The sequence below is a fragment of the Bradyrhizobium sp. USDA 376 genome (genome assembly GCF_054063675.1).
Genome location: NZ_JBSSGN010000001.1, coordinates 246766 through 267504, shown reverse-complemented (window position 1 = coordinate 267504; position 20739 = coordinate 246766). Strand labels below are relative to the sequence as shown.

The 20739-nt window shown below is 58.0% G+C and carries 12 protein-coding genes; 5 read left to right on the top strand and 7 right to left on the bottom strand.

What is annotated here, in order from left to right:
- Positions 1-140: 140 nt before the first annotated feature.
- The 5 genes from ACVJ19_RS01085 to ACVJ19_RS01065 all read right to left on the bottom strand — a co-directional run bounded on the left by ACVJ19_RS01085 (position 141) and on the right by ACVJ19_RS01065 (position 8489).
- The gene (locus ACVJ19_RS01085; RefSeq protein ID WP_018647880.1) at positions 141-2456 is read right to left on the bottom strand and encodes a hypothetical protein; all 2316 of its coding nucleotides are present in this window, start codon (positions 2454-2456) and stop codon (positions 141-143) included.
- 195 nt (positions 2457-2651) lie between these two features.
- Positions 2652-3314 carry a CpaD family pilus assembly lipoprotein gene (locus tag ACVJ19_RS01080; RefSeq protein ID WP_011084647.1) on the bottom strand — a complete coding sequence of 221 codons (663 nt, stop codon included), beginning with the start codon at positions 3312-3314 and terminating at the stop codon, positions 2652-2654.
- Positions 3315-3324: 10 nt separating this feature from the next.
- Positions 3325-4779, bottom strand: coding sequence for a type II and III secretion system protein family protein (locus ACVJ19_RS01075; protein WP_018647881.1), 1455 nt, complete (start codon positions 4777-4779; stop codon positions 3325-3327).
- A 26-nt stretch (positions 4780-4805) separates the two neighbouring features.
- A complete protein-coding gene (locus ACVJ19_RS01070) occupies positions 4806-5495 on the bottom strand; it encodes a response regulator (RefSeq protein WP_011084649.1) in 690 nt (229 codons plus the stop codon).
- 2013 nt (positions 5496-7508) lie between these two features.
- Positions 7509-8489, bottom strand: coding sequence for a hypothetical protein (locus ACVJ19_RS01065; RefSeq protein WP_014497925.1), 981 nt, complete (start codon positions 8487-8489; stop codon positions 7509-7511).
- Positions 8490-9174: 685 nt separating this feature from the next.
- Here ACVJ19_RS01065 and ACVJ19_RS01060 point away from each other — a divergent pair.
- Positions 9175-9609, top strand: coding sequence for a VirK family protein (locus ACVJ19_RS01060; RefSeq protein ID WP_011084653.1), 435 nt, complete (start codon positions 9175-9177; stop codon positions 9607-9609).
- A 462-nt stretch (positions 9610-10071) separates the two neighbouring features.
- Here the strand turns inward: ACVJ19_RS01060 and ACVJ19_RS01055 are convergent, their stop codons facing one another.
- Positions 10072-10980 (bottom strand): hypothetical protein, encoded by a 909-nt coding sequence (locus tag ACVJ19_RS01055; RefSeq protein WP_014497924.1) that lies wholly within the window; start codon positions 10978-10980, stop codon positions 10072-10074.
- A gap of 1406 nt (positions 10981-12386) precedes the next feature.
- On the opposite strand from ACVJ19_RS01055, the gene ACVJ19_RS01050 reads away from it, so the two are divergent.
- The 4 genes from ACVJ19_RS01050 (at position 12387) to ACVJ19_RS01035 (ending at position 19396) form a co-directional block, all read left to right on the top strand.
- Positions 12387-13868 (top strand): pentapeptide repeat-containing protein, encoded by a 1482-nt coding sequence (locus ACVJ19_RS01050; protein ID WP_011084657.1) that lies wholly within the window; start codon positions 12387-12389, stop codon positions 13866-13868.
- A 184-nt stretch (positions 13869-14052) separates the two neighbouring features.
- Positions 14053-14934: a pantoate--beta-alanine ligase gene (locus tag ACVJ19_RS01045; RefSeq protein ID WP_011084658.1), complete on the top strand. Its 882-nt coding sequence runs from the start codon at positions 14053-14055 to the stop codon at positions 14932-14934.
- Between the two features lie 550 nt (positions 14935-15484).
- The gene (locus ACVJ19_RS01040; RefSeq protein WP_011084659.1) at positions 15485-16726 is read left to right on the top strand and encodes a cytochrome P450; all 1242 of its coding nucleotides are present in this window, start codon (positions 15485-15487) and stop codon (positions 16724-16726) included.
- 426 nt (positions 16727-17152) lie between these two features.
- Positions 17153-19396: a hypothetical protein gene (locus ACVJ19_RS01035; protein WP_011084660.1), complete on the top strand. Its 2244-nt coding sequence runs from the start codon at positions 17153-17155 to the stop codon at positions 19394-19396.
- A 330-nt stretch (positions 19397-19726) separates the two neighbouring features.
- Here ACVJ19_RS01035 and ACVJ19_RS01030 read toward each other — a convergent pair whose 3' ends face one another.
- On the bottom strand, positions 19727-20737 hold the full coding sequence (locus ACVJ19_RS01030) for an IS481 family transposase (protein WP_011084661.1): 1011 nt from the start codon (positions 20735-20737) through the stop codon (positions 19727-19729).
- Positions 20738-20739 lie beyond the last annotated feature (2 nt).

Genomic DNA, 20739 nt, shown 5'->3' with positions numbered 1-20739 from the left:
GATCATGGTGGCACTGGAAAGGTCGGATTTGCTCACCGCCCGGCATCGTTGAAGCGTGCTTCTAAGATCTCCGGAAGGAGGATCAGACGTGGTTTTAGGTCCGCCTGAGCAGCTGTCCGAGGTGCCGACGAGCCCCTCATTCAGCCAAATTGTGGCTGATGGAAGAGAAGAACGCGGCTTCCCGGTAGGCTCTCTGCCGTGTAGAGCTGACCGTGGATAAAAAAAGCGGTCATTGGGACGTCCCGGCTCGGCAGAAGGCCTAGATTCTGCAATATGTCGATCACGGCGGGCGAAGCCTCTTGGGAGGCGTGCGTCCAGCCGTCGCCCAAGAACTCTCCCAGTTCAGGCACTTGCGGGACTGGCTGATGGCCTGATGCAGGTGCGGCAGACGGCAGAGGAAGGTTCGGCGCCAGCGCCGAGGGAGCGTCCCTACTCCATTCGAACGGAGCCGCCGAATCAAGCCCTGGCGCAAGACCGCCGTAGATATCTGAGGAAGTCCTCAGTGCCGCAGGCCTAGCTTCGCCCGGCAAAGCGGGCCGAGGGTGATGAATGAGCTGAACGTCCTTGGGCCCTTCCGGTCCCAAGATGGCCGTGTAGCGTTCGCCGCCGATCTCAAAGTTCATGATTGGATGTTCCACAACAGGCAAGAAGTCCCACTCGCCTAACTTGGACAGCATCTCGTCGGGGGCCGGCTGGGTGCGATGGGAAAAATTCTTGGGAACGGCGAAAGAAACATCAAACGTATCGCCGACAGCGGGCGACAGCAGATGGACGAGCTGAACATCGTTGAGCCCTCCCGGTCCCAAGACGGCCATATAGCGCTCACCTCGAATGTCGTAGGCCTTTACCCGCTGTGCTGCATCCGGCAAGAGGCCCCAGCGGCGAAGCCTGTGCATCATATTCGGCGCGGCCTGAGTCCCGTGGGAGAAATGTTCGGGAACGCTCAAAGACGCATCAAAGGCTTCGCTGGCTGCTGCGATCGTCTGCTCAAGGGTGGTCTGCGCCGCAGCGCCTTCGTTCATCATCTGTCCAGAGTGGTCTTCAGAGGCGAAATCGGGCTGCCGCAAGCTCGGATGCCAAGCAGGGGCATCGAAAGGCGCTTCTTGAGCAACACTCTGCGCTGGCGAGGGAACGGTTGGACTCATCGTTGGCCAAGGCATCAGCGCATCGAAGGTCGGCGTTGGCAAAAGGTTCTCGCGGTCCGCTGCATCGAAAAGCGCGTCCTGAGGGACACTTTGCACCGGCGAGTGGATGATTGAACTCATCATTGGACCAGGCACCAGTGCATCGAAGGTCAGCGCGCGAAAGAGGTTCTCGCGACCCTCGGCATGGAAAAGCGCGTCCCGAGGGACACGTTGCACCGGCGAGGGAATGGTTGGACTCATCGTTGGCCAAGGTACCGGCGCATTGGAGGTCGCCGCCGACAAAAGGTTCGCACGATCCGCGGCATCGAAAAGCGCCTCCTGATCGACACTTTGCACCGGCGAGTGAACCATTGAACTGACCGTTGGCCCAAGCATGGTCGCCGGCAAGAAGCTCTCGGCTTCTGCAGCATCGAAAAGCACGTCCTGGGCGACACTTTCCGTAGGCGAATGGACGGCCAACCCCACTCCATGCCAGACCTGCGGAGCATTGAACCCCGGCGGCCGTGAGCTGCGCTCATCTGCATCGTCCCCAATCGGCTGCTCATCGGCCGGCATAGCTGAGGGGGTGGACGGCTGGATGACCTGGCGCGAACTGCCTCCTTCTCCGCCTAAATTGGTCTGCAGGGTAATGGCGCGATAGTCCCGAAGGCCATTCAAGGCGGAGATGAGCATCTTGTCCTTCGGGAACAACCTATCCGCGTGTCCGAGCAGTTTATCATCACTGAGGTCGGCAATGGACAAGGGTCGGAGCGCTACCGCCAACTTCCGCAGTCCGCTCGCATAGCTCTCGGCCGTTTTCCTGCCGATCTGTCGACCAAAACCTGCCTCGGCGGCATCCCTGATAAGACCCTCATCTTCCCTGGAAGGACGATAATGTGTTGAGAGGGGGCGAGCGTTGGCGTCGGGCTCGCGGTACCGACTGATCATTAACAATGCTGGCGCGATGACCCTGTCGTTTGGCAGCAGCTTCCTAGCGTTAGCGAGTAAGGCATCGTCATCGAGCCCAGCAATTGATTTGCCGGACTTCTTCAGCCCCTCGGCGAATTTGCGAAGCCGACGATCATAAATTTTGACGGTGGTCTCACTCGGCGGCGGCCCTCCATTGAGAGCAGCGGCCGATGCCGCCTGGATGAGGTGATCGTCTTCCTCAGTGACATCATGAAGCGCCGCGTGCGGATATACAGGGCCCGCCTCTCGCACGCCTGCCAGGTGCTGCTCAAACGCCACATGCTTTTGATCCGGCTGTTCCACGGCGGCATCCGACGCAGCGGACGCCTTATCGGCTGGGTTGATCGTGTTGAATCGGTCCATGTTCAGTCCGCAGGGCTCGCTCTCTCGCTATTTCGCTACTCACGTTTGCTTTCCAAAACCTGACATCGCCAAGCGGAAAGGTAGAATGAAAGGATAAATGATGGCTCGCAATTGCCTTCTCTGCGCCTTGCAGCATCGCTCGTGCGCCTGAGCGCCAGGTGCTGCACAGTAGGTTCCGACAAGCGCTTAAAGCGCCTATCGGAGCGGCTGCACATTCTGTGTTGTTGGTCCCGCTGCGTCCGGCGCTGTCGTGCTTGCTCCATCTTCTCCGTTGCCCTTGTTGCGCGCTGCGAGAGTAGAGTGACTAGCAAGAGGAGCGGCGGCGCGATCGCCATTTACCGTGCTGACAGACCGATTATCAACCAGGTCGAGCGGATCGTTCACCATCACTCCCAGGTTGTTTTTGGTCGAGCAACCAAGAGTCGGTTCGAACGAATTGTCGTCCACTGCTGGTCCTGCGATCAAAAGCGACGGACAGTTCGGAAGATGCGCTTCAAACGTAATCGCCTCGATCCTGACGGCGGAACGGCCCGATAAATTGAGGGGAGAAGCGGACAGCCGGATGTTAGAGGGAACAACCCCCATGGCGCGTGCTTCGTGCGCCACCTGCGCAATGAGCTTATGGGAGCCGCTGACATCCACATGGAGCGCATCCCGCCGGCCACCACTTGCGTCGGCGATAAAATTACGCAGCTGAAGCTTTTCGAGGGCATGGAGGCTCTGCAGAAGCAAGACACGCTTTTTCTGTTCGACCTGGACTCCTTGTTCGGCAGGATTGGGATGGATCGACGCAGTATTTGCGCAGCCCCCCAATATTGCGGCAAGGACAATCGAATGGGACAAATATCGCATGTTCATATGTCGATCCTCATTCGATGATAAAGCCGGCGTTGCCCGTCAGTCCCGGTGCGCTCGCGCGCGGCGCATCGCGGCCTTGAGGCGGCCGTGCCACCGTGTTCGTCAAGATGCGGCCTGCATCTGATGGCGGTGCGATGCGGTTGGTCGGAATACTTATCTGGCTTGGATTTGATCCCGGCCGTACGATGTAAGGTGTAACAACGATAACTAGCTCGGTTTCGCGTTTTTGAAACGATGAAGAGCGAAAAAGCGCACCAAGGATCGGTACGTCGCCGAGCCAGGGAAACTCGCCGATATCAGTGTTGAAGTTGCGCCTGATGAGGCCGCCGATTGCAAAGCTCTGGCCGCTGGCGAGCTCGACCACGGTGCTCGCCCGCCGCGTCGAGAGGGCAGGAACCGCCATACCATTGATCTTGACTTCGCCTTCGGTCGATAGTTCGCTGACTTCGGGCTTCACACGGACAATGATCTGGTTGTTGCTGAGCACTGTCGGGACGAATTCCAAGCTCACGCCGAACTGCCGGAATTGGACCGAAACCTGCCTGTTGTCCTGCATGACTGGGATCGGAAACTCGCCGCCGGCGAGGAAGCTTGCGGCTTCGCCGGACATTGCCGTCAGGTTCGGCTCAGCCAGGATTGAGGCGAGGTGCTCACTGGCGAGAGCGTCGAGAACAGCGCTGAGGTTGATATTGCCGGTGCTAAACCCGATCCCAATCGTGCCGCCGCCGCCAGCCCTGCCGGACCCTCCCGGTTTGCCGGTGGCAAGGAAAGCGCCGTTTGGGCCCGAGGCGGTGAAGTTGATGTTGAGATCCTTGACGGCGGTGCGGGAGACTTCTGCTACGCGCACGCTGAGATTTACCTGCAGTGAGCCGGCGACCTGGATCTTGTTGACGACCGGGGCGCCCGCGCCAACAAATTGCTCAGTGACCTTCCTCGCAGCCTCAACGACATCGGCATTGGGCGCTATACCGCTAAGGATCGCCCCGCGCGGGGTATAGCTGACCTGAATTGGATAGTCGCCGACCTCGGCCTTGAGCGCGGCCCGTAGATCCTCGAGTGGTTGGGTTACCACAATACGCAGCTCGGCAAGAGCCTCGCCGTTTTCGTTGAGGGCGAACAGGCTCGTCCGCCCGGACTTTTTGCCGAACACGAAAATTGTACTGCTCGACGGAGCTTGATAATCGGCAATTGCAGGGTCGGCGACAAAAATGGTCGCCGCCGGTGCGCTCAAATGCACCGTCTTTCCCTGTGACGAGGTAATATTGAGCGTGCCCGTGGTGCTGCCGGGTGCCGCACGTGGCATCTCTCCTTTGCCGTCCCGCTTGGTCTCGGCTGAGGCCGCAAGCGGAAACAGCAAAGCAAATCCGCATAGGAGGTAGCAGAGACGATTGAGAGCGGCAGAGCGTTGTGGGTTGGTGATCGCAGGCGGCTGGGTAGCGCCGGCGGCATTATTAAGGACCTTCAAGCGATTGTTGCCTTTAAGTGACGCTGCTAGGCAGCCGATGCTGTGCCAACGAGTTCAAGAGTGTAACCGACGCCGCGCGCGGTCTTGATTCTGAGCGTCGCACCCGCCTGGTTCAAATGCGCGCGTAAGCGATAAATCCCGACTTCCAGCGCATTGGTCGAAACCTCGTCATCGAACGCGTACAAGCTATCTTCCAGCGAAGCGCGCGGCACAGTGCGGCCGGCGCGATTGAGCAGATGCTCGAGAATGCACACCTCACGCCGAGCAATCCTCAGGATCCGGCCACCCACCGAGACTTGTCTGGCGATCGGATCGAAATGCAGATTCCCGAATGTCACGACCGGCGCCGTCATTTGCGTTGACCTTCGCAAAATGGCCCGCATGCGAGCGATGAGTTCGTCGATCGACACAGGCTTGGGCAGGAAATCATCCGCTCCCGCATTGAAGGTCGCGATCCGGCGGCTGAGATCATTGAGACTGCTCATCATCATTGCCGGCATTGATCGTCCTTCGCGCCGCAACTGCTTCAACCAGTCCAAACTATCCCCATCCGGCAAGACGGACTCCAGCAGTACGAGGTGGTAGTTTGCGCAATCCAGCGCGGCTGACGCCTCATCCAGCGTGGGCGTCACGTCCACCGCGAACCCGCAATTCACGAGCGTTGCCTTCACAGCGCGGCCAAAGTCCGCATGATGATCAACCAGGAGAATTCGCATCCATCGCCTCTCGTCCGTCCTCGGCAAGACTTGAGCGTGTTAGGGTTGACCAAGAGATCCGGCGACTGGATGCTGCCGGTCTGGCATGAATTCGAAAAGCCGTAGACGACCCGCAAGAGCTTGTTGGCAGGCGACCGATGCATGCGCATCCATTGACATCGGATATGTGACGGCTCGCGGCGGGTCGCCTGGGCGGGCGGCGCAGCTCAACATATCCGTTATGTTGGCAAGAGCTCTGCGATGACTTACGGGGTTGAGAGCCCTGGCGGCGCACTGATGCATCTGTGGGCGGCACATAGCAATGCCTGCATGCGCTGCGCGAATGCTAGCGGTAGTGATCGCGCGAGACTGCCCCAGCGAAAGCAAGGCACGGGCGAGATCAGCTGTATTTGTCGTCGAACAGGCTTGCGAAACCGACATTGAATACTTCCCAGTTCGTCTTGATCCGCGGTCAGTCTTGCGAGGCTGTTGGCCGTAGTGCCGTCAAGTCGCGGCATTGCAAGTGTTCCGCGCTAAAGACACTTCGCGCGCTATGTGCCGGCCAATGGGGCGTAAAAGGCCGAGAAGCGACGAAACGATCAACGCGTCCTTCGGGACAGACGTCCTCTCGTTTGCCGGCGTTATCCAAGTAAGATGTCAACCGTTCCAATGCTCGGTCGCTTCCGAGGCGTTCTCCGTCCCAACTGAGCTAGTGCTGCCAATGAAGGACAAATTACGTGCGGCATTGCTGTCGTGCCTTGTCTGAGGCGGCGACGCCGGCTCCATGTCGTCGGATCGGGTGCACGGCTCAGGAACTCTGCCTTTCGTCGGCATAGGCGAAACAAAGACTGCCCGCGTTGTTCTCGCGCGCTGGATCCAGGTCTGCCTGCGAAGACGGCGCTTCGCCCAGCCCTCACAGAGCAGATGAACGATGCAAGCTCTAAAAAGGAGGAGTTGGGTAGTGTGATCAACCGAATCGGCCGAGCATTGAGTTTTTGAGACGTTCGCAATTGTTGGTACCCGTCAGGAAGAGTTCACACGAGCGGACTGTGTCGCGAGACTGTCGGAAATCCTACAATCTGACGCGAGGTGAGATTCAAGTGCAATTGAATGCTCTTTGTCGGGGTGCCTTCAGTTTGGAATCGTTGTGAGGCAACGGCGACACAGTTCGACCATGCCGTCGAACTGCGCGCGGCGGTCCGTCTCGCTGTGTACAAAGCCGTGAGCATTCGTCCGTCCAATTAAACGTCTCGCAGAAGCGCTATTGAGTGCAGAAGAGGCAGGCGCTCTTGGCAAGCGGGGTAAGCCATGACACCAGGAGCGGGGCGATCCGATCCGCCTCATGCGTGTCAATTTAGCGGGGAGACCGTGGCGAGAGGTGGACGTCCACTTGATGAACAGGAAGCAACGTTCGAGGTGAAGACTGTCGATCGCTCGAGCCAAGTTGTTCGGCAAGGGATTGAGGAGAGAATCGATTGCCAGACGTCATCTTGAATGCGGCCTCCTTATATTGCGATCGACTATGAGCCTCTTAGGCGCGCTCCGCAAAATCGATTGTTTTGATGGAACGCATCCAGGTGACGGATCGGCTGTCTTGTAACAGCGCGGCTTATCGCGGGGAGCGAATGCCCGATGCGATCGCGGCCGAAACACCTGTTGCTTGACCGCGCGGCCAATTTCAGACCGAGTACAGAGAGGGACGCAGCGCGTTCAGCGGCGTAACTCCACCAAAGCCGCCAGCCAGCCGTGAGCTCGTATGTCGTTCGAACTCACAATGTCCAAGGCGCCGGGATGCTCCAACGAGCGCGCACAGGAGGAGGATTGTCCGACATCCTCGCGTCGCCGGAAGTGCATCTTGTCGGAGACCCAACCGCTCTGCCGCTCGACCGGCGAGTTGATCGGGCCGCCGGTCGCCGCATAAGCTTAAGCTGTTCTGCGTGTGCGGAGTTGGTACGCCGCTTCAAGGTCTTTCTTTTGGGAGTTTGGGTGCTTGAAAACCAACGAACCAGCCCAACGGTTTGGCCGAGAGACCATCTACTCATTGCTCTCGCGCTTATAGGGATTTTCTTCTCTGCCGGTGCGGTAGCTTTCCAAGTTTCCGCCCAAGAACAGGCGCTCGGTCTCTTTCGTTGGCGTTCTGCCAAGTGAGCACATCAAATCGACGTCCGCATCGATGTTGTCGTAGTCTTCAGCATTCATTCTGAGCGCAATGCTGCTCATCACGTCGTCTGGCGTCCAGACACTGTGCTTCGGAACAGTGTAGGTGTGCAGTGCGTTCGCATTGTTGGCGATCGCCCTCGCCCAATGATCGCGAGAAACGGCGAGTTTCGCCGGATCTTCGACCAACGATACGAAGGGTGATGTTGTTGTCTTGCCGCGCATATGCCAGCCAGCTTGGCGCGCCCGGTCAATAGGATACCGCTCTGGATGATCTCCAATGGAAGAATGATCCCGAGCCGTGTTGCGAACATGCAATATGGCGCTTGTGTTTTCGTCCGTATGCGGCTTGCAGTCACTATTCTGATTCTGAAAACGCCGCAGTGTGACATAAGACGACCTCACGACGTCGTCAAATACGCCGTCTCGGTCAATGCTAGGTGCGCTCGCCGGTGACCAGCGCGCCGCCTGCTGCACGGCAAGGTCGATCTCATTGCGAAGCACTTCAAGATTGGCACCTGTCAGTGTTGCTGCAAGCTGAGCGCGGGCACTGACAAATGATGGGGCTGGGCAGCTACCGGGTTCCGAGGCGGCCTCGCCTGGCGCAGACGAGGACGTGGCAGTCGCGGAATTTGCCGCTAAGCAGAGTGAAGGCGGCGTCGGGTAGGCCGAATCGAGGTCGTCTATATCCAAGTCATTCAGCTGCTGCTCGAAGCTTGCTTGATCTTCGGAATTGTGTGCCGTTGCGCTGCTCTCGGCGCCAAGCTCATCCTGTTGTCCATGGACGCGGCGCGCCTGCTGTACCACGTTGTGAACCTCAAAGGGAGTGTCCACGGCATTTCGTGGATCAACGTTCATATCTCTCTCCCTTCGAAGTGCCGGATGCCAGCCTAGATTGTTGCAGGCGCAGCTTTCGAGAAGCTGACAGACCAGAGAGGGCGCCATTTAGTTTCAGCTCTTGACGGAGTCGAATTGAGTCAGTCAGCATGGCGAACAGCCAGCCGGAAGGAAGTCGCGCGAAGCGTCGGATCAAAATCGGTGCTGCCGTTTGCCTCCTGGCATTGGTGTTCGATTGGGCTGCTATTGGATGCCTGAGATTGTTCGGATCGGCACGCCAGGACGCGCCCACCACTTCATTGTGGACGCGTGATCTAAGGCAGACAGCCCGTGCACAGCAAGATGGACGAGCCGGTGCTTGAGGTGGCGAAAGGCGCGTTCGTAGATCGTCTACTTATGCAGAGGCGAGAACTACATTCTCTCGCTCGAGAGGCCTGTGGCGGACCAGCGCAACCGGTTTGGTTTGCTGTTTCCAAGCGGACGACGCTGGATCAAGCCGGTCTAGTCGACGCGCGGGAAGCTAAGCCACTTCCGCAAACCTAACATACGAGGTTGTGATGTCGGAATAGCCATTACAACGTCTTGCGCGTCGTTGCGACAGGCTGCTTTGTACGAGCGCGCTTGTTGTCTGGAATCAGCCAAACGCATCGCGAGCATCACGACTTGGAGGCCGCAATCGGCGGTACTTATCGAGGGAGAAGAGCATATGAAGGTTACTGGCCGAGGACTAACGATCCTGTTGTCCTTGCTTTCGGCCGCGAGCGCGCCGGCAAGAGCCGACGACCCCTCGCCGAAATACACTGAAGTACTCAGAGCCCTCCAAGCGGGGAAGAATGTGAAGCTCATCCTCGATATGACCCACTGTACCAACGCGGATGGTGGCAAACCTGCGTCGGCGACGCAGGCCGGTCTGGTCATCAATGCCTTCAGGGTGACCAGCCAGAGCGGCATCAGCTTCGCCAATGCTCATCAAACGGTCGACAGCTCCGGACATGCCGTGACCGAGTACATCCGCCATAGCCTTAGCCGCGAAGGCAAGCTGACGGTGCGAGCCTCCAAACTTGTCGTCGGGACCACCGAACTCGCGAATCAAGGCGAATTCATCTGCGAAGTGCCGGATGGCGCAAAGTTCATCTGGTAACGAAGAGCACAGAGCAGACGGGCGCTTCGTAGACTTGATCCTCCATCGTGTGGACAGCTTCGCCGGGCATGATACGGATCTTTTCGATCGTCAGGACTGCCAGACTCTTTCTAGCCGTCTTTTCGTCAGGGAAGGATCAAGTTGCCTGAACTTGTTGCTCAGCTAACTCATGAATGTCGCCGATCTCCATTCGATCTTTGAGGTGGAAGATCGGCGGCTCATGCAGTCGTCGTATGGGGCTGAGCCAATACCTCTCGGTTGAACGTCCAGATGATCTCGCTACGTCCACGCGCTGCCCGCGGCCCTCGTGAGAACATCATATTTAAGCGGATCCAGCCAGGACCGGCGTTGTTGACGCTCCCCCTCGCCGGGCAGACGGACCGGAGGATTATAGCATGAACGCTGTTTTCGACTTTTCCAAGCATCGGAAAAGGCAAATCACCCTTTCCGGAGCCTGCGTCATCAGCCTTTTGCTCCAGACTTTTTGTACGGATTCGATGCGCTGGCCGTCCGAAAGTCGTCCAGATTCCCACCCAGAAATAGTACCTCACGCTCTTCGGTTGGGGTAGCACTCACCCATGCCAGATCGGGTTCATCATTTTCGGTTCCATCCTCGAGAATACTGACGATGTCTTCCGCCGTCCAAGTTGTGACCCTCGGCACCGTGTAGGTGTGCAACTCATTCGCGTTTTCCGCGATGACTTTGGCGCCAAACTCCTTGTCGTCGTCCGGCGAAACGAGCAGTAGTGAGGCGTCCTCGGACAGTGACACAAAAGGCGAAGAATTGGTATCGCCCCTCATGTGCTCTGCCGCTGCGCGGCCCAGATCTAGTCGTTGGCCTCCCCAGATATTCCAGGGAGCTTGCTCGTAACGCAAAGCCGCCATGGAACGCAAATGGGCCATCGCGCTTTGACGGTCCAACACATGTGGCCTGCAGTGGCTGGCGTGGTTTTGAAAGCGCTGCAGCTCCGTGTATGACGATGCCAACACGTCGTCGTAAACGCGGTCACTGTCGACGCGATAGGCTGACGATCCAGTCGCTCTTGGCCATTGTGCTGATCTTTGCGCAGCGAGTTCGATGTCTCTTCTGAGTTCCGCAAGGTTAGCGCAAGTCAACGTTGCGGCAAGCTGACCGCGCGTTCTCACGAACGATGCAGCCGCGCACCGTTCGTTCTCAGGGATAGCTTGCGCTTTCTTGTTGCCGTCCGTTACCGTCGGGTTCGATCCAGCCGCGGGTGAAGCTAATGATGCGAGGATTGGCTGAGCCTCTCCAAGCCGATGCTCAAAGTCTGCTTGCGCCGTCTCTTCCTGTTGTGGATCGAGGTTATGCATCCGAGCCTCGGATGGGTTGACGTTGTCAAATGGGGCCATTCCGGTCTCCTTTTGTCGGCCTTCAATATCGTCATGCAAAAGTTGATCAGATCAGGAGCAGGAACTGAGACGGGCGCAGTTTGTATAAGATGCACCGGTCTGGTTCTCGAACGTCCGGTGTTGAGGCGTGCGGCAGGCCCCTGACCGGCAATCCAGCTCATGCTTCTCGTCCAGATATTTGTGTTCGAGTCGGGCTCCAGTCCGGATAAAGATGCTGTTATGCTAGAAAGCCTAGCTGTCGAACAGCTGACCAGACCCAATTGCTTGAAGAAAGCCCGTGGCCATTGCGTCTGTGCCGGCGAGCCTGTTGTTTATTGCGGAGCAGAGTTTTGGCGAGATGGGCCATTGTCGCTCTCCGCTTCATGGCAGTACCGTATGAAAGGTTATGGGGAAGCAGCCCGGGGGAGGGCCCGCTTACCGTAAGCTTGAGCCGCATGGGGCAGCCTGCCTGGACTAGCTTGCATCGGCTCCCCGTGAAGGACTTTGAAAAGCTCTTCAAGAAGCTGCTGGGGATACTAACGCCGGATCATGCCGCGGCCATCGGGCTCTGACCGGGCCGCGTGGCATGAAGATCCATTGTTGGGAATACTGATGCGATGGATCGCGTCGGCGCGCCGAGCGTTAGTCGCAAAACAAGCCACGGGGGTGCGACTTCGATCGGCCCAACTCGTTCTCCCATAGATGGACCCGTCGGCTCGCGGAGCAGGCCTAGCCGATCGCGAGCTTTGGCTAACCAGGAGGCCGGCGATCCGCAAGTGTCGAATTGCAATTGATCGATTGCGTGCCCGTAAGGACTGCGGCTCTTGCCCTCCTGCAACCGAAGTCGGAATTTTTGCTTTCAAGGTGGCGTAGCGACCATAATGCGGTTTCTGTCAGCGGGACCGTGTTTGTCAGAATCAGAACATTCTGCGCCCATGTGGAAATTACGCTGCCGATTTAGCTCGACAATTCCGACTGATGCGGCTGGCACGGTTGTTGCTGCCGATGAGGTAAGGCCAGGCTGAGTGCAGAGCTAGGTGAACGATCACTGTTCCGCCCGCAAGCCGCGGGTCCATTCCGAACAAGAAGAAAGACCTAGAATGTTGCGCATTCGGGTTAATGGAGAGTGATGTGGAGTGTCGAAGAGCTGGCGAAAAGAAACACACTTTCGGACATATCAGCGCTGCCAAACAACGGATCAGGGTTGGTGGGTGTGGTAGACAATTGCACCGATTGGCAGTGGACACGCATGACAAGAATTCGGCTGACGTGGTCAAGCGTCGGCCGCCGCGGACAGCGACATGATAAGAGTCTCGTCGACACGTCGTGTCACCAAATCCCCGGCGAGTTCGCCACAAAGCCCGCAGCCTGCGTCCATGCCAAGCACAAAGAGGTCCTCGTAATCCTGGCAGTACGGAACTCTCGACATGTCGCAAAGGATCGGCGCTGATAGCGAGTGCACCGTGAATGAAGGGGCAGAGCACTACTCAGATCCGAAAGACAAGCTTTCATCAGATGGCGAGTTCGTTCGGTACTGGAGCCGGGCTGCCGACCGGCTGCTGGCGGTTGCTGCTGTTAGGAGGCGAACCGAGGAGGCAATCAGAAGGACCGGGATTGGCTTGCAGCTATCCTCCGAGAACCTTAGCGGTCATGACCTATCAGATTTCCCGCTGCGACGCTGTACCCTCAATCGCGCGCAGCTCTACGGAACAAAGTTGGATCGAGCAGATCTTTCTGAGGCGAACCTTATCTGTCCGGGGCTAGAGCGGGCAAGTTTCATGGGGGCCAAGCTCGATTTTGCCTATATGCATGCGATGGCAGCGCAGGTCTGCAACTTCGATGATGCCAGTCTGCGCAATGTAATCGATGCAACCGGCAGCCTTTTTCACGGTTGCAGCATGAAAAGAACACGCTTTGACAACGCGATGCTCAGCGGGCTCCTCGTTTACCAGTGCGACGCGAGTGATGCTGTATTCGACGGCGCGGAATTACAGGGCTCAACCATCAATGAATGCTTCCTCCCTTCAGCGTCCTTCCGCTTCGCAAAGCTGAGCCAGGTCACGATCACGAAGGCGCATCTGGCGGATTGCTCGTTCTTTCAGTCGAAGGGAGACTGTTTATCGATCGTGCGTCCCATCTCGATCGATGGTCTCGTCTTAGAGGGCGCTCATCTTCCGTATCTGAGACTCTCAAAGGTGAGCGGGCGGATTCGGGCGAGAGCCCTGAGCGCCCCATTCGCTGATCTTCACCTATCAAATCTTGCGGGAGCGGAGCTGGAACAGGCAGACTTGACCGAGGCGCGGCTTCTGTCCGTAGGCCTGTCCGACGCGAACCTCGTGGGTGCCGTGCTTACCGGTGCATCTATTCACTCCTGTCAGCTGAATGGGGCGGATCTATCTAGCGCATCAGGTGAAAGCATTTCGATAACAGAGAGCACAATGCGAGCGGCCAAATTCACCGGTTTTCGCGGCCGCTGCGCCTTTGTGCGCGACTGCGATCTGGAGCATGCGGACCTATCCCAAGCTTACCTCTACAGGTCGATGATCACCGGTGATCCGCCGCAATCAATGGCATTGAATCACGCAAATTTCGAGGGATCAAATCTCGTTCAGGCATATCTCGCCGCGGATATGACCGAAAGTAACCTGGAGGCAACGCGAGCCGCATACGTTCGCATGAACCAATCGTCCCTGCGCGATGCGAACCTGAGTGGGATATCGCCGTTCCAGGCCAGTTTCGTAAAGGTGGACTTTTCGGGCGCTAAGATAACCACTTTCGAGCCACCATTTTTCGCCGACCGTTGTCGGGGACTGCAGGTCGCTCTGGAGGGGCGGCAGCCGCGCGAACCATCAAGCTATCTGGCTGAATTCTCATCGGTGATCAGACGGGGTCGAGAAGGGTCAACCTGACTGCTTCGGAGCTGCAAGAACAGTGCGCGCGAGCTTTGGACAGTTCGTGCGGTGGTCGAGGTGTGAGAGGGCGTAAAACCTCTTTGGTGCTCGTTGGCGTGCGCGGCCCACGAGACGCTGGGCGGCGCGCCTTCCGAGATCCGAACGCGCCACTATTTTGGCGTTCAAAAAGCGGAGTAAGAAGATGCATCTGACAGGTCTTTCCGCAGGCAAGGCGTTCATCCGGGAGGTCGCGAGAACAGGTCAGACGATTGGAACGGTCCACACTCTCGGCGCCCTGCATCTTGGGCATGCAGAGCTGATTAGAAGAGCGGCATTGGAGAATGATGTCGCGATCGTCACAGTGTACCCGAACAAGATCCAGCTTAGACCAGGTGGGAGCTACGATTTCAATTTGGACGATGATATTGGACTTGCCCTACGTTCAGGAGCAACTGCCGTGATTTCGTCGAGCGACACCGAAATGTTCCCGGTCGGCTATCGAACGTATGTATCGCAAGGTGACTGTGATTTGCGTTTAGGGGGGCCTGAAACTTATTTGAAGGAAGCCGTTACTGGAGCAATCCGCTGGATCTGCTATTCGAGGCCAACTCGCAGTTACTTCGGCCTGAAAGATATAGGTCAGGCGATCCTGGTAAAGCGCGCCGTCGCAGACCTGCTTCTCGATTGCGAGATAAGGTTTGTGCCGACCGTGAGATACAAGAACGGAGTGCCCATTTCGTCGCGCTTGAGGCGATTTAACCGTTCCGAGCTTGATGAGCTGTCCTGTCTCTTCACGGCACTCAACCGTTCAAGAGAAGAGATCGCCCGAGGAGCGTCAAGCGTGAAGGATCTGGTCGCGTCGGCGACATCTCGGATAGAGTTTCGACAGTTTAGACTCGAGTTTGTTCGGATTGTCGACGCTGATAATTTCAAAGATTTAGAGCAGGTCAAGCTCCCATTCTTAATTATTGGGGCTGCAATGGCTCATGGCCTCACGGTTTCCGATAGCATCTATGTTCCAGATCAGGATACGCTCCTAAATGGTGCTCAGGATATCTGGATCGATTTGCCTAAGCAGTCGTAGCGAGTCGATTACTCATAGATCTTCGCCCGAAAAAGTAGACGGGGTTAGGTGGCTCTTAGCTCCATGTCGATTGGGGCGATATATGCGAGCGGAATGAAGCCAAGTTCGGTTGTAGGAGCCCTCAATGAAGGCGAAGTTTCGCGCTGGGCTCGCGCGGTAGCGCTCAGATAGCGATCGGGCAGCGCGATGACGTTCGTCGGCGGCCTCTGTTAGGGCGGCGCAGGACGGTGTCACTGGGAAGAACAGGACCTAGCCGCGGCAGCCGGACCAGCTCCTTCGCCGTCAGGGCAACGACAGCCACTATGTTGACGCCGATGCCGTTCCCGGAAACGGCGAGGCCAGCGGTGGTGACAGCTCTCAGCGATCCATTGAGTAGATGGAGCCGGAAAGTCAATGCGATCCTTACTGCCCGACATGGTAGGGCTGGCTAGCCGCACTTTGAGATAGTCTGTTCGGGTAGCTTGTCACAGCCAAACGCCACGACAGCTCAAACCGGTGAATCGTAAGTTTGGATCCGTAAGCTCTCGCGAACAAAATCTGCGGAGATGTTATGAACAGGCGATTGGAAATCCATAGAGCGGATGATGGATATATTATCCCGCTCAGCGAGCTGGATGTAAGCGAGGGCAAGCGCTTTCAAGACGACAGCATATGGGGTTGCTTCGAGCGGTTGCGAAGAGAAGATCCCGTTCACTACTGTCAAAATAGCGCTCATGGTCCATATTGGTCAATAACGAAATACCGGGATATCGTAGCGGTCGACACAAACCACCACGCGTTTTCGTCACAGCAAGGTGTCACCATTGTCGAGGTGCCTGATAAGCACTGGACCCCAAGTTTCATCAAGATGGGGCCTCCCCAGCACGCCGAGCAGCGCAACACGGTGAGTCCGATCGTCGGGCCGGAAAGCCTGACGAGGCTCGAAACCTTGATCCGCTCTCGGGTCCGGATGATTCTCGATGGCTTGCCGCGTAATGAAGTCTTCAATTGGGTAACCAAGGTCTCCATAGAGTTGACGACGCAAACGCTCGCCACGCTGTTCGACTTCCCATTTGAGGATCGGCGACTCCTGACCTATTGGTCGGACGCAGCTGTTACAACTCCTAAAGCAGGCTATGCCATCGACAGCTGGGACAAGCGAAGCACCATCTTGTCGGAGTGCCTGGACTATTTCACACGGCTTTGGAACGAGCGCATCAATGCCGAGCCACGCCTCGACCTGATTTCCTTGATGGCGCATTCACCCGTCACACGCCATATGGAGCCAACTGAGTTTCTTGGGAACCTCATTCTACTGATCGTAGGCGGCAATGATACCACGCGCAACTCGATTACCGGCGGCCTCCTGTTCATGAGCCAGTACCCCTCCGAACTGCGGAAACTAACTGACAATCCCAAGTTGATCTCGAGCGCCGTGTCTGAGATCATTCGATACCAGACGCCGATCGCACATATGCGCCGCACTGCTGCTATAGACAGCATCGTTGGGGGAAAACCGATCAGGACAGGCGACAAGGTCGTCATGTGGTACATCTCCGGCAATAGAGACGAAGAGGTCATTGAGAACGCCAACAGTTTCGTGATCGACCGCAAGAATGTGCGGCAACACCTCTCGTTCGGATTCGGAATCCATCGCTGTCTTGGCCGACACCTTGCGGAACTGCAGTTGAGAGTCCTCTGGGAAGAGATTTTGGATGGGGGATTGAAGATCAAGGTCGTCGGCGAACCCGAGCGAATTGCATCTAACTTCGTGCACGGCTATTCCGCTCTCCCCGTGCGGATTGAAGCTTAGGCCATGATCGGGACAGTCTCGACCGCCGGTGTGCGGTGGGTGTGGATTGATGTGAACTATCTTGGCTTCTTCAAACTGCGCAGATGAATGGATAGAAGCGAAGGTTCTGTCGGCAGCTATTTATAACCGGGCAGACGTTGAATCGCCCGTGAAGAACGATACGTGAGGCGAATGCTTGGTGCACGCGACTGTCATTTTTCTATAGCTGTCAGTTTTCTATAAGGGGGCGTCTGGCCTGTTCGCGTCTCAGCTGATGACACCGGAACTGACGCGGTTACTCCAGCAGCATGGAAGCTGCGATAGAAGTCGAACACAAGGCCGCATCTTCTTCCTTGCGCATCCGGATGAATGCTCTTGGTCAGCTAGTCGTCAGCCAGTCGGCCTATCCAGACAGGCTGCGCACCCTCAATTATCCGGAGATGAAGCATGAAAGGCATTGGCCGAGCTGGTCCATCAGAGCTTGAGGCCGCGGGAGCCGAAAGCATTAGGGAATCGAGCCGTTCGAGCCCGGAGTCTGGTCTCTTCCCTGGGGAACGCGATCAGTCCTTCGATGCCGTCGTAGGGCGGATACGGTCTGAGCCTGATGTGAGAGCGGCGACGCTTGCGAACCCGCCGCCAACTTCGGACGTAGCGGCGCCAACGAGGGAGGAGATAAAGGCAGCAAAGCGAGAATTGAGCAGCCTGCTTGAGGAACTTGAAGCTTGCCGCCGAGCGGCCGGGCATGCCCGGAACTTGCCGGAGAGACAAGATCTGATGGATCAGGTCGTCAAAGCAGGCGCAACAGTTCTGGCGTACTACGCCAGTCTGCCACCCGATTTGGCGCGCCGAATTCTGCCAAACGATCGGGCTCGCCGGCTCCGCGATGACACTGTGAGGGAGGCTGACGAATGTAATGAAGTGGCGACCCAGATTATCTACGAGCTGGAGGAGAGCAGAAAGAAAGCACAAGGCGTGCTCGACAGCCTCAAAGACATCGCCTCGCCTGCACAGCTGAGCCGCCTGTTTACAAGCGTTGCGAACCACTATGCAGCATGCATGGAGTTGTGGGGAAAGAAGGTGCTGCGCTGTGAGCGGATGCAGTCAGTCTGTGCCGCTACCGCCCACCTTCCAGGCAGCACGCCCGCCATGCGCACGGCCGAAGATGCCGCACTAAGGCATCATACGGGCTGGGCGCTCTTTACGAAGTGCATGTATCTGCAATCGCGGATCGCTCTCGTGGAGCTTTTAGTCAACTCGCAAGCGAGCACGTTGGAACCAGACGTGCGCGACGCCCTCATGGATGAGAGCGGGAGGGTGCGCCTGCTCGGGGCCTTCATCGGAGATGTTTTTCCGGCGTTCGTCTCGACGGCCCAAGCCGTTCTGTACAGCGATGGAGCGGCGCTCGAAGCGGAGCATCGCGCCGTTCTGGAAGGAGTCATGGAACGACTTTCGGAATTTGCATCGGGGCTGAGCGGCATGCTTGACAGCCTGAGGGGGACTGCAACGGAAACTGACCTTCCGTTGCCGTTGCTGGACCAGATCGTGGAAGCTGCGTGGGTGACGGCGAACGAAGTCATGCGGCTGCTGGCATTGCAGCCAAAGACGCAAGCCACGATTGAACCGCCGGCTTGGGCTGCGCTTCCGGATAATATTGGCCCAGCGGGCGGAGGCAGTCCGGCGCGCAGAACGGGCAAAGCAAGGCCCGCAGCAGCCGCAGGAGAGGGGAGTTCGACGGCCAGCCCCGCCACGCCGCAACTCGCTAGGCCCGATGCGGCGACGGCCCCGGCGGGCAAGGTCATCGTGCTCTCGGATCTCGGTACAAAGAAACTCGCCACTCCGGAGCAGGCACGCGCGTCATCCGCTGCGGCCGATAACCTCCAGATGTGGATGGCTCCGCCATCCAGGAAAGCACTGCCGGGATTACTTGAGCGATTGGACCAGCTGCTGCAGTTCGATCTGCCGGCTCAGCAAAGCGCCGCCTCGCAAGCTCGCCACATGAAGCCCGAGGACGCCGAACACGTGTTGGATGTCGTCATCAAGCGCATGCAGACGCAGTCCTCCGAGATTGAGGCCTGTGTAGCCGCGCTGGAGGAGCCTCGCCGGCGAGGCCTGCTCACGCCTGCGCAAGTGCCTGAAGTGCACGAAAAAATAGTCCGGCTGACAAGGATGTGGTCCGAGGTTCAGGGACAGGCAAGCTCATTGAACGCGCGAAAGGCAGCAATCACAAGCGATTGCACGAAGACCTATGCGTTTCCATCGCAAGAATACCTAGAACAGTTGCGGGAAGCGGGAGAACTGGCGTCAGTGGATCCACCGCACGCCTTGAAGGGAGAGCCGGGGACGCTATTCGAAATCAAGCTGCAGCCCAGGGCGCTGCGCAGCGGTGCGATGCCAAGGCCGATGTGGGTGCACATCCATACCAAGCGCCCGGTAAATGCCTGGCAATTGGCAACGCTGGGCGATCGCGAATTCGCCGCTTGCCACGTCAAGTCCGACGAACAGCGCGGCTACAATCGGCACTGGCAGAGCGCTCGAGCCGCCGAGGGGCACGACAATGTCGTGATCCATCGCGGCAGGCTCACTCCTGTGTTCTGCAAGTCCTTGTTAAGCACCGCCGCTGGCCAGCCGTGGCAGCCCCTCCCCGATCCGGAGCACGCTTCAGCGCAGATGGCTCGACTGGGGATCCGGTGAGGTATCGTCTTGCGGCGGTGAGCCATCCGGTGACAGCGCTCATGCCTCCATCGGCTTGGCGGACTGCCTGAGCAGCGCCGAGCCCCATCAAGCTCTATCTTACAAAAGCATGGAGCCTGGAGAGAACACTCCTTTCGGGAGGGTTATCAGCCCGCAGTCCGGGGGATCGCCAATCGGCGCGCAAGCAAGCTTGCCATTGCGGGGTGTGGCGAACATCGGCGCTCGGATGAGAATGTAGGCCGCTGAGTGTTGCAAGACGGAAAACTTTGTAAAAGAAGGGACTTGAGCTGACAGCGAGTGCTTTGTCGCGGCAGGTGTCCGACAAAGGTTTCATGTGCGACCCCACGCAGCCGGCAACAATTTTTCTCTCGACAGAGCACTTGCGTCACGCAAAGTTTGCATCGGCGTCTTGCCGTAGCACCAGCGCCCCTGATGTGGGCGCACCTCATTGTAGGCAGCGATCCACTCATCGAGATCGCTCTGCAAGGCAGTGATGCTCGGATAGATCTTCTTGCGGAACACGACGCGATAGAACTCCTCGAGCACGGTGCGGTGGAAGCGCTCGACAATGCCGTTGGTCTGTGGGCTCCTCGTCTTGGTGCGGGTGTGATCGATGTCTTCGACGGCGAGGTAGAGCTCATATTCGTGATGCTCCGGATTGCCGCAATACTCGGTGCCGCGGTCGGTCAGGATCCGGTTTAGCGGGATGCCCCGCGCATCGAAAAACGGCACCACGCGATCATTCAACAGTTCGGCCGCCGTGATCGGCGTCTTGCGATCATACAGCTTGGCGAACGCCACCTTACTGTAGGTGTCAATGAAGGTCTGCTGATAGATCCGCCCGACCCCCTTCATGTTGCCGACATAGAAGGTGTCCTGCGCACCGCAATAGCCGGGGCACTCGCTCTCGAACTCGCCGTGCGCCTCCTTCTCGGACTTGGCCCTTTCCAACGCAACGAGCTGGGCCTCGGTCAGCACCAGGCCGTCCTGGGCCATCTTGGCCTCCAGCGCCGTCAGCCGCTTCTTGACGTTGGCGAGGTCGTGACGCAGCCACACCGCCCGCACGCCGAACGGGGAGATCGACAGGCCGCGGCTCCTGAGCTCATTGCTGACCCGCACCTGACCCCAGGCCGGCTGGTCGATCCCCAGCTCAACGACGGCTGCCTCGACCTCCGGCGCGACACGGTTCTTCAGGACCGGTTTCTTGCGGCTGATCTCAATCAGCGCCAGCTCGCCGCCCTTGTCGTACAGTTCCTTGAACCGGTAGAAGCTGTCGCGGCTATAGCCCATCATCCGGCAAGCCTGGCTGACGTTGCCGAGCTGCTTGGCCAATTCCAGCATGC

What these genes read in the sequence shown, in the direction of transcription:
- ACVJ19_RS01085 (WP_018647880.1), bottom strand. Translation starts at nt 2,456, where the DNA reads ATGGACCGATTCAACACGATCAACCCAGCCGATAAGGCGTCCGCTGCG.
- ACVJ19_RS01080 (WP_011084647.1), bottom strand. Translation starts at nt 3,314, where the DNA reads ATGAACATGCGATATTTGTCCCATTCGATTGTCCTTGCCGCAATATTG.
- ACVJ19_RS01070 (WP_011084649.1), bottom strand. Translation starts at nt 5,495, where the DNA reads ATGCGAATTCTCCTGGTTGATCATCATGCGGACTTTGGCCGCGCTGTG.
- ACVJ19_RS01065 (WP_014497925.1), bottom strand. Translation starts at nt 8,489, where the DNA reads ATGAACGTTGATCCACGAAATGCCGTGGACACTCCCTTTGAGGTTCAC.
- ACVJ19_RS01060 (WP_011084653.1), top strand. Translation starts at nt 9,175, where the DNA reads ATGAAGGTTACTGGCCGAGGACTAACGATCCTGTTGTCCTTGCTTTCG.
- ACVJ19_RS01055 (WP_014497924.1), bottom strand. Translation starts at nt 10,980, where the DNA reads ATGGCCCCATTTGACAACGTCAACCCATCCGAGGCTCGGATGCATAAC.
- ACVJ19_RS01050 (WP_011084657.1), top strand. Translation starts at nt 12,387, where the DNA reads ATGTCGCAAAGGATCGGCGCTGATAGCGAGTGCACCGTGAATGAAGGG.
- ACVJ19_RS01045 (WP_011084658.1), top strand. Translation starts at nt 14,053, where the DNA reads ATGCATCTGACAGGTCTTTCCGCAGGCAAGGCGTTCATCCGGGAGGTC.
- ACVJ19_RS01040 (WP_011084659.1), top strand. Translation starts at nt 15,485, where the DNA reads ATGAACAGGCGATTGGAAATCCATAGAGCGGATGATGGATATATTATC.
- ACVJ19_RS01035 (WP_011084660.1), top strand. Translation starts at nt 17,153, where the DNA reads ATGAAAGGCATTGGCCGAGCTGGTCCATCAGAGCTTGAGGCCGCGGGA.
- ACVJ19_RS01030 (WP_011084661.1), bottom strand. Translation starts at nt 20,737, where the DNA reads ATGCTGGAATTGGCCAAGCAGCTCGGCAACGTCAGCCAGGCTTGCCGG.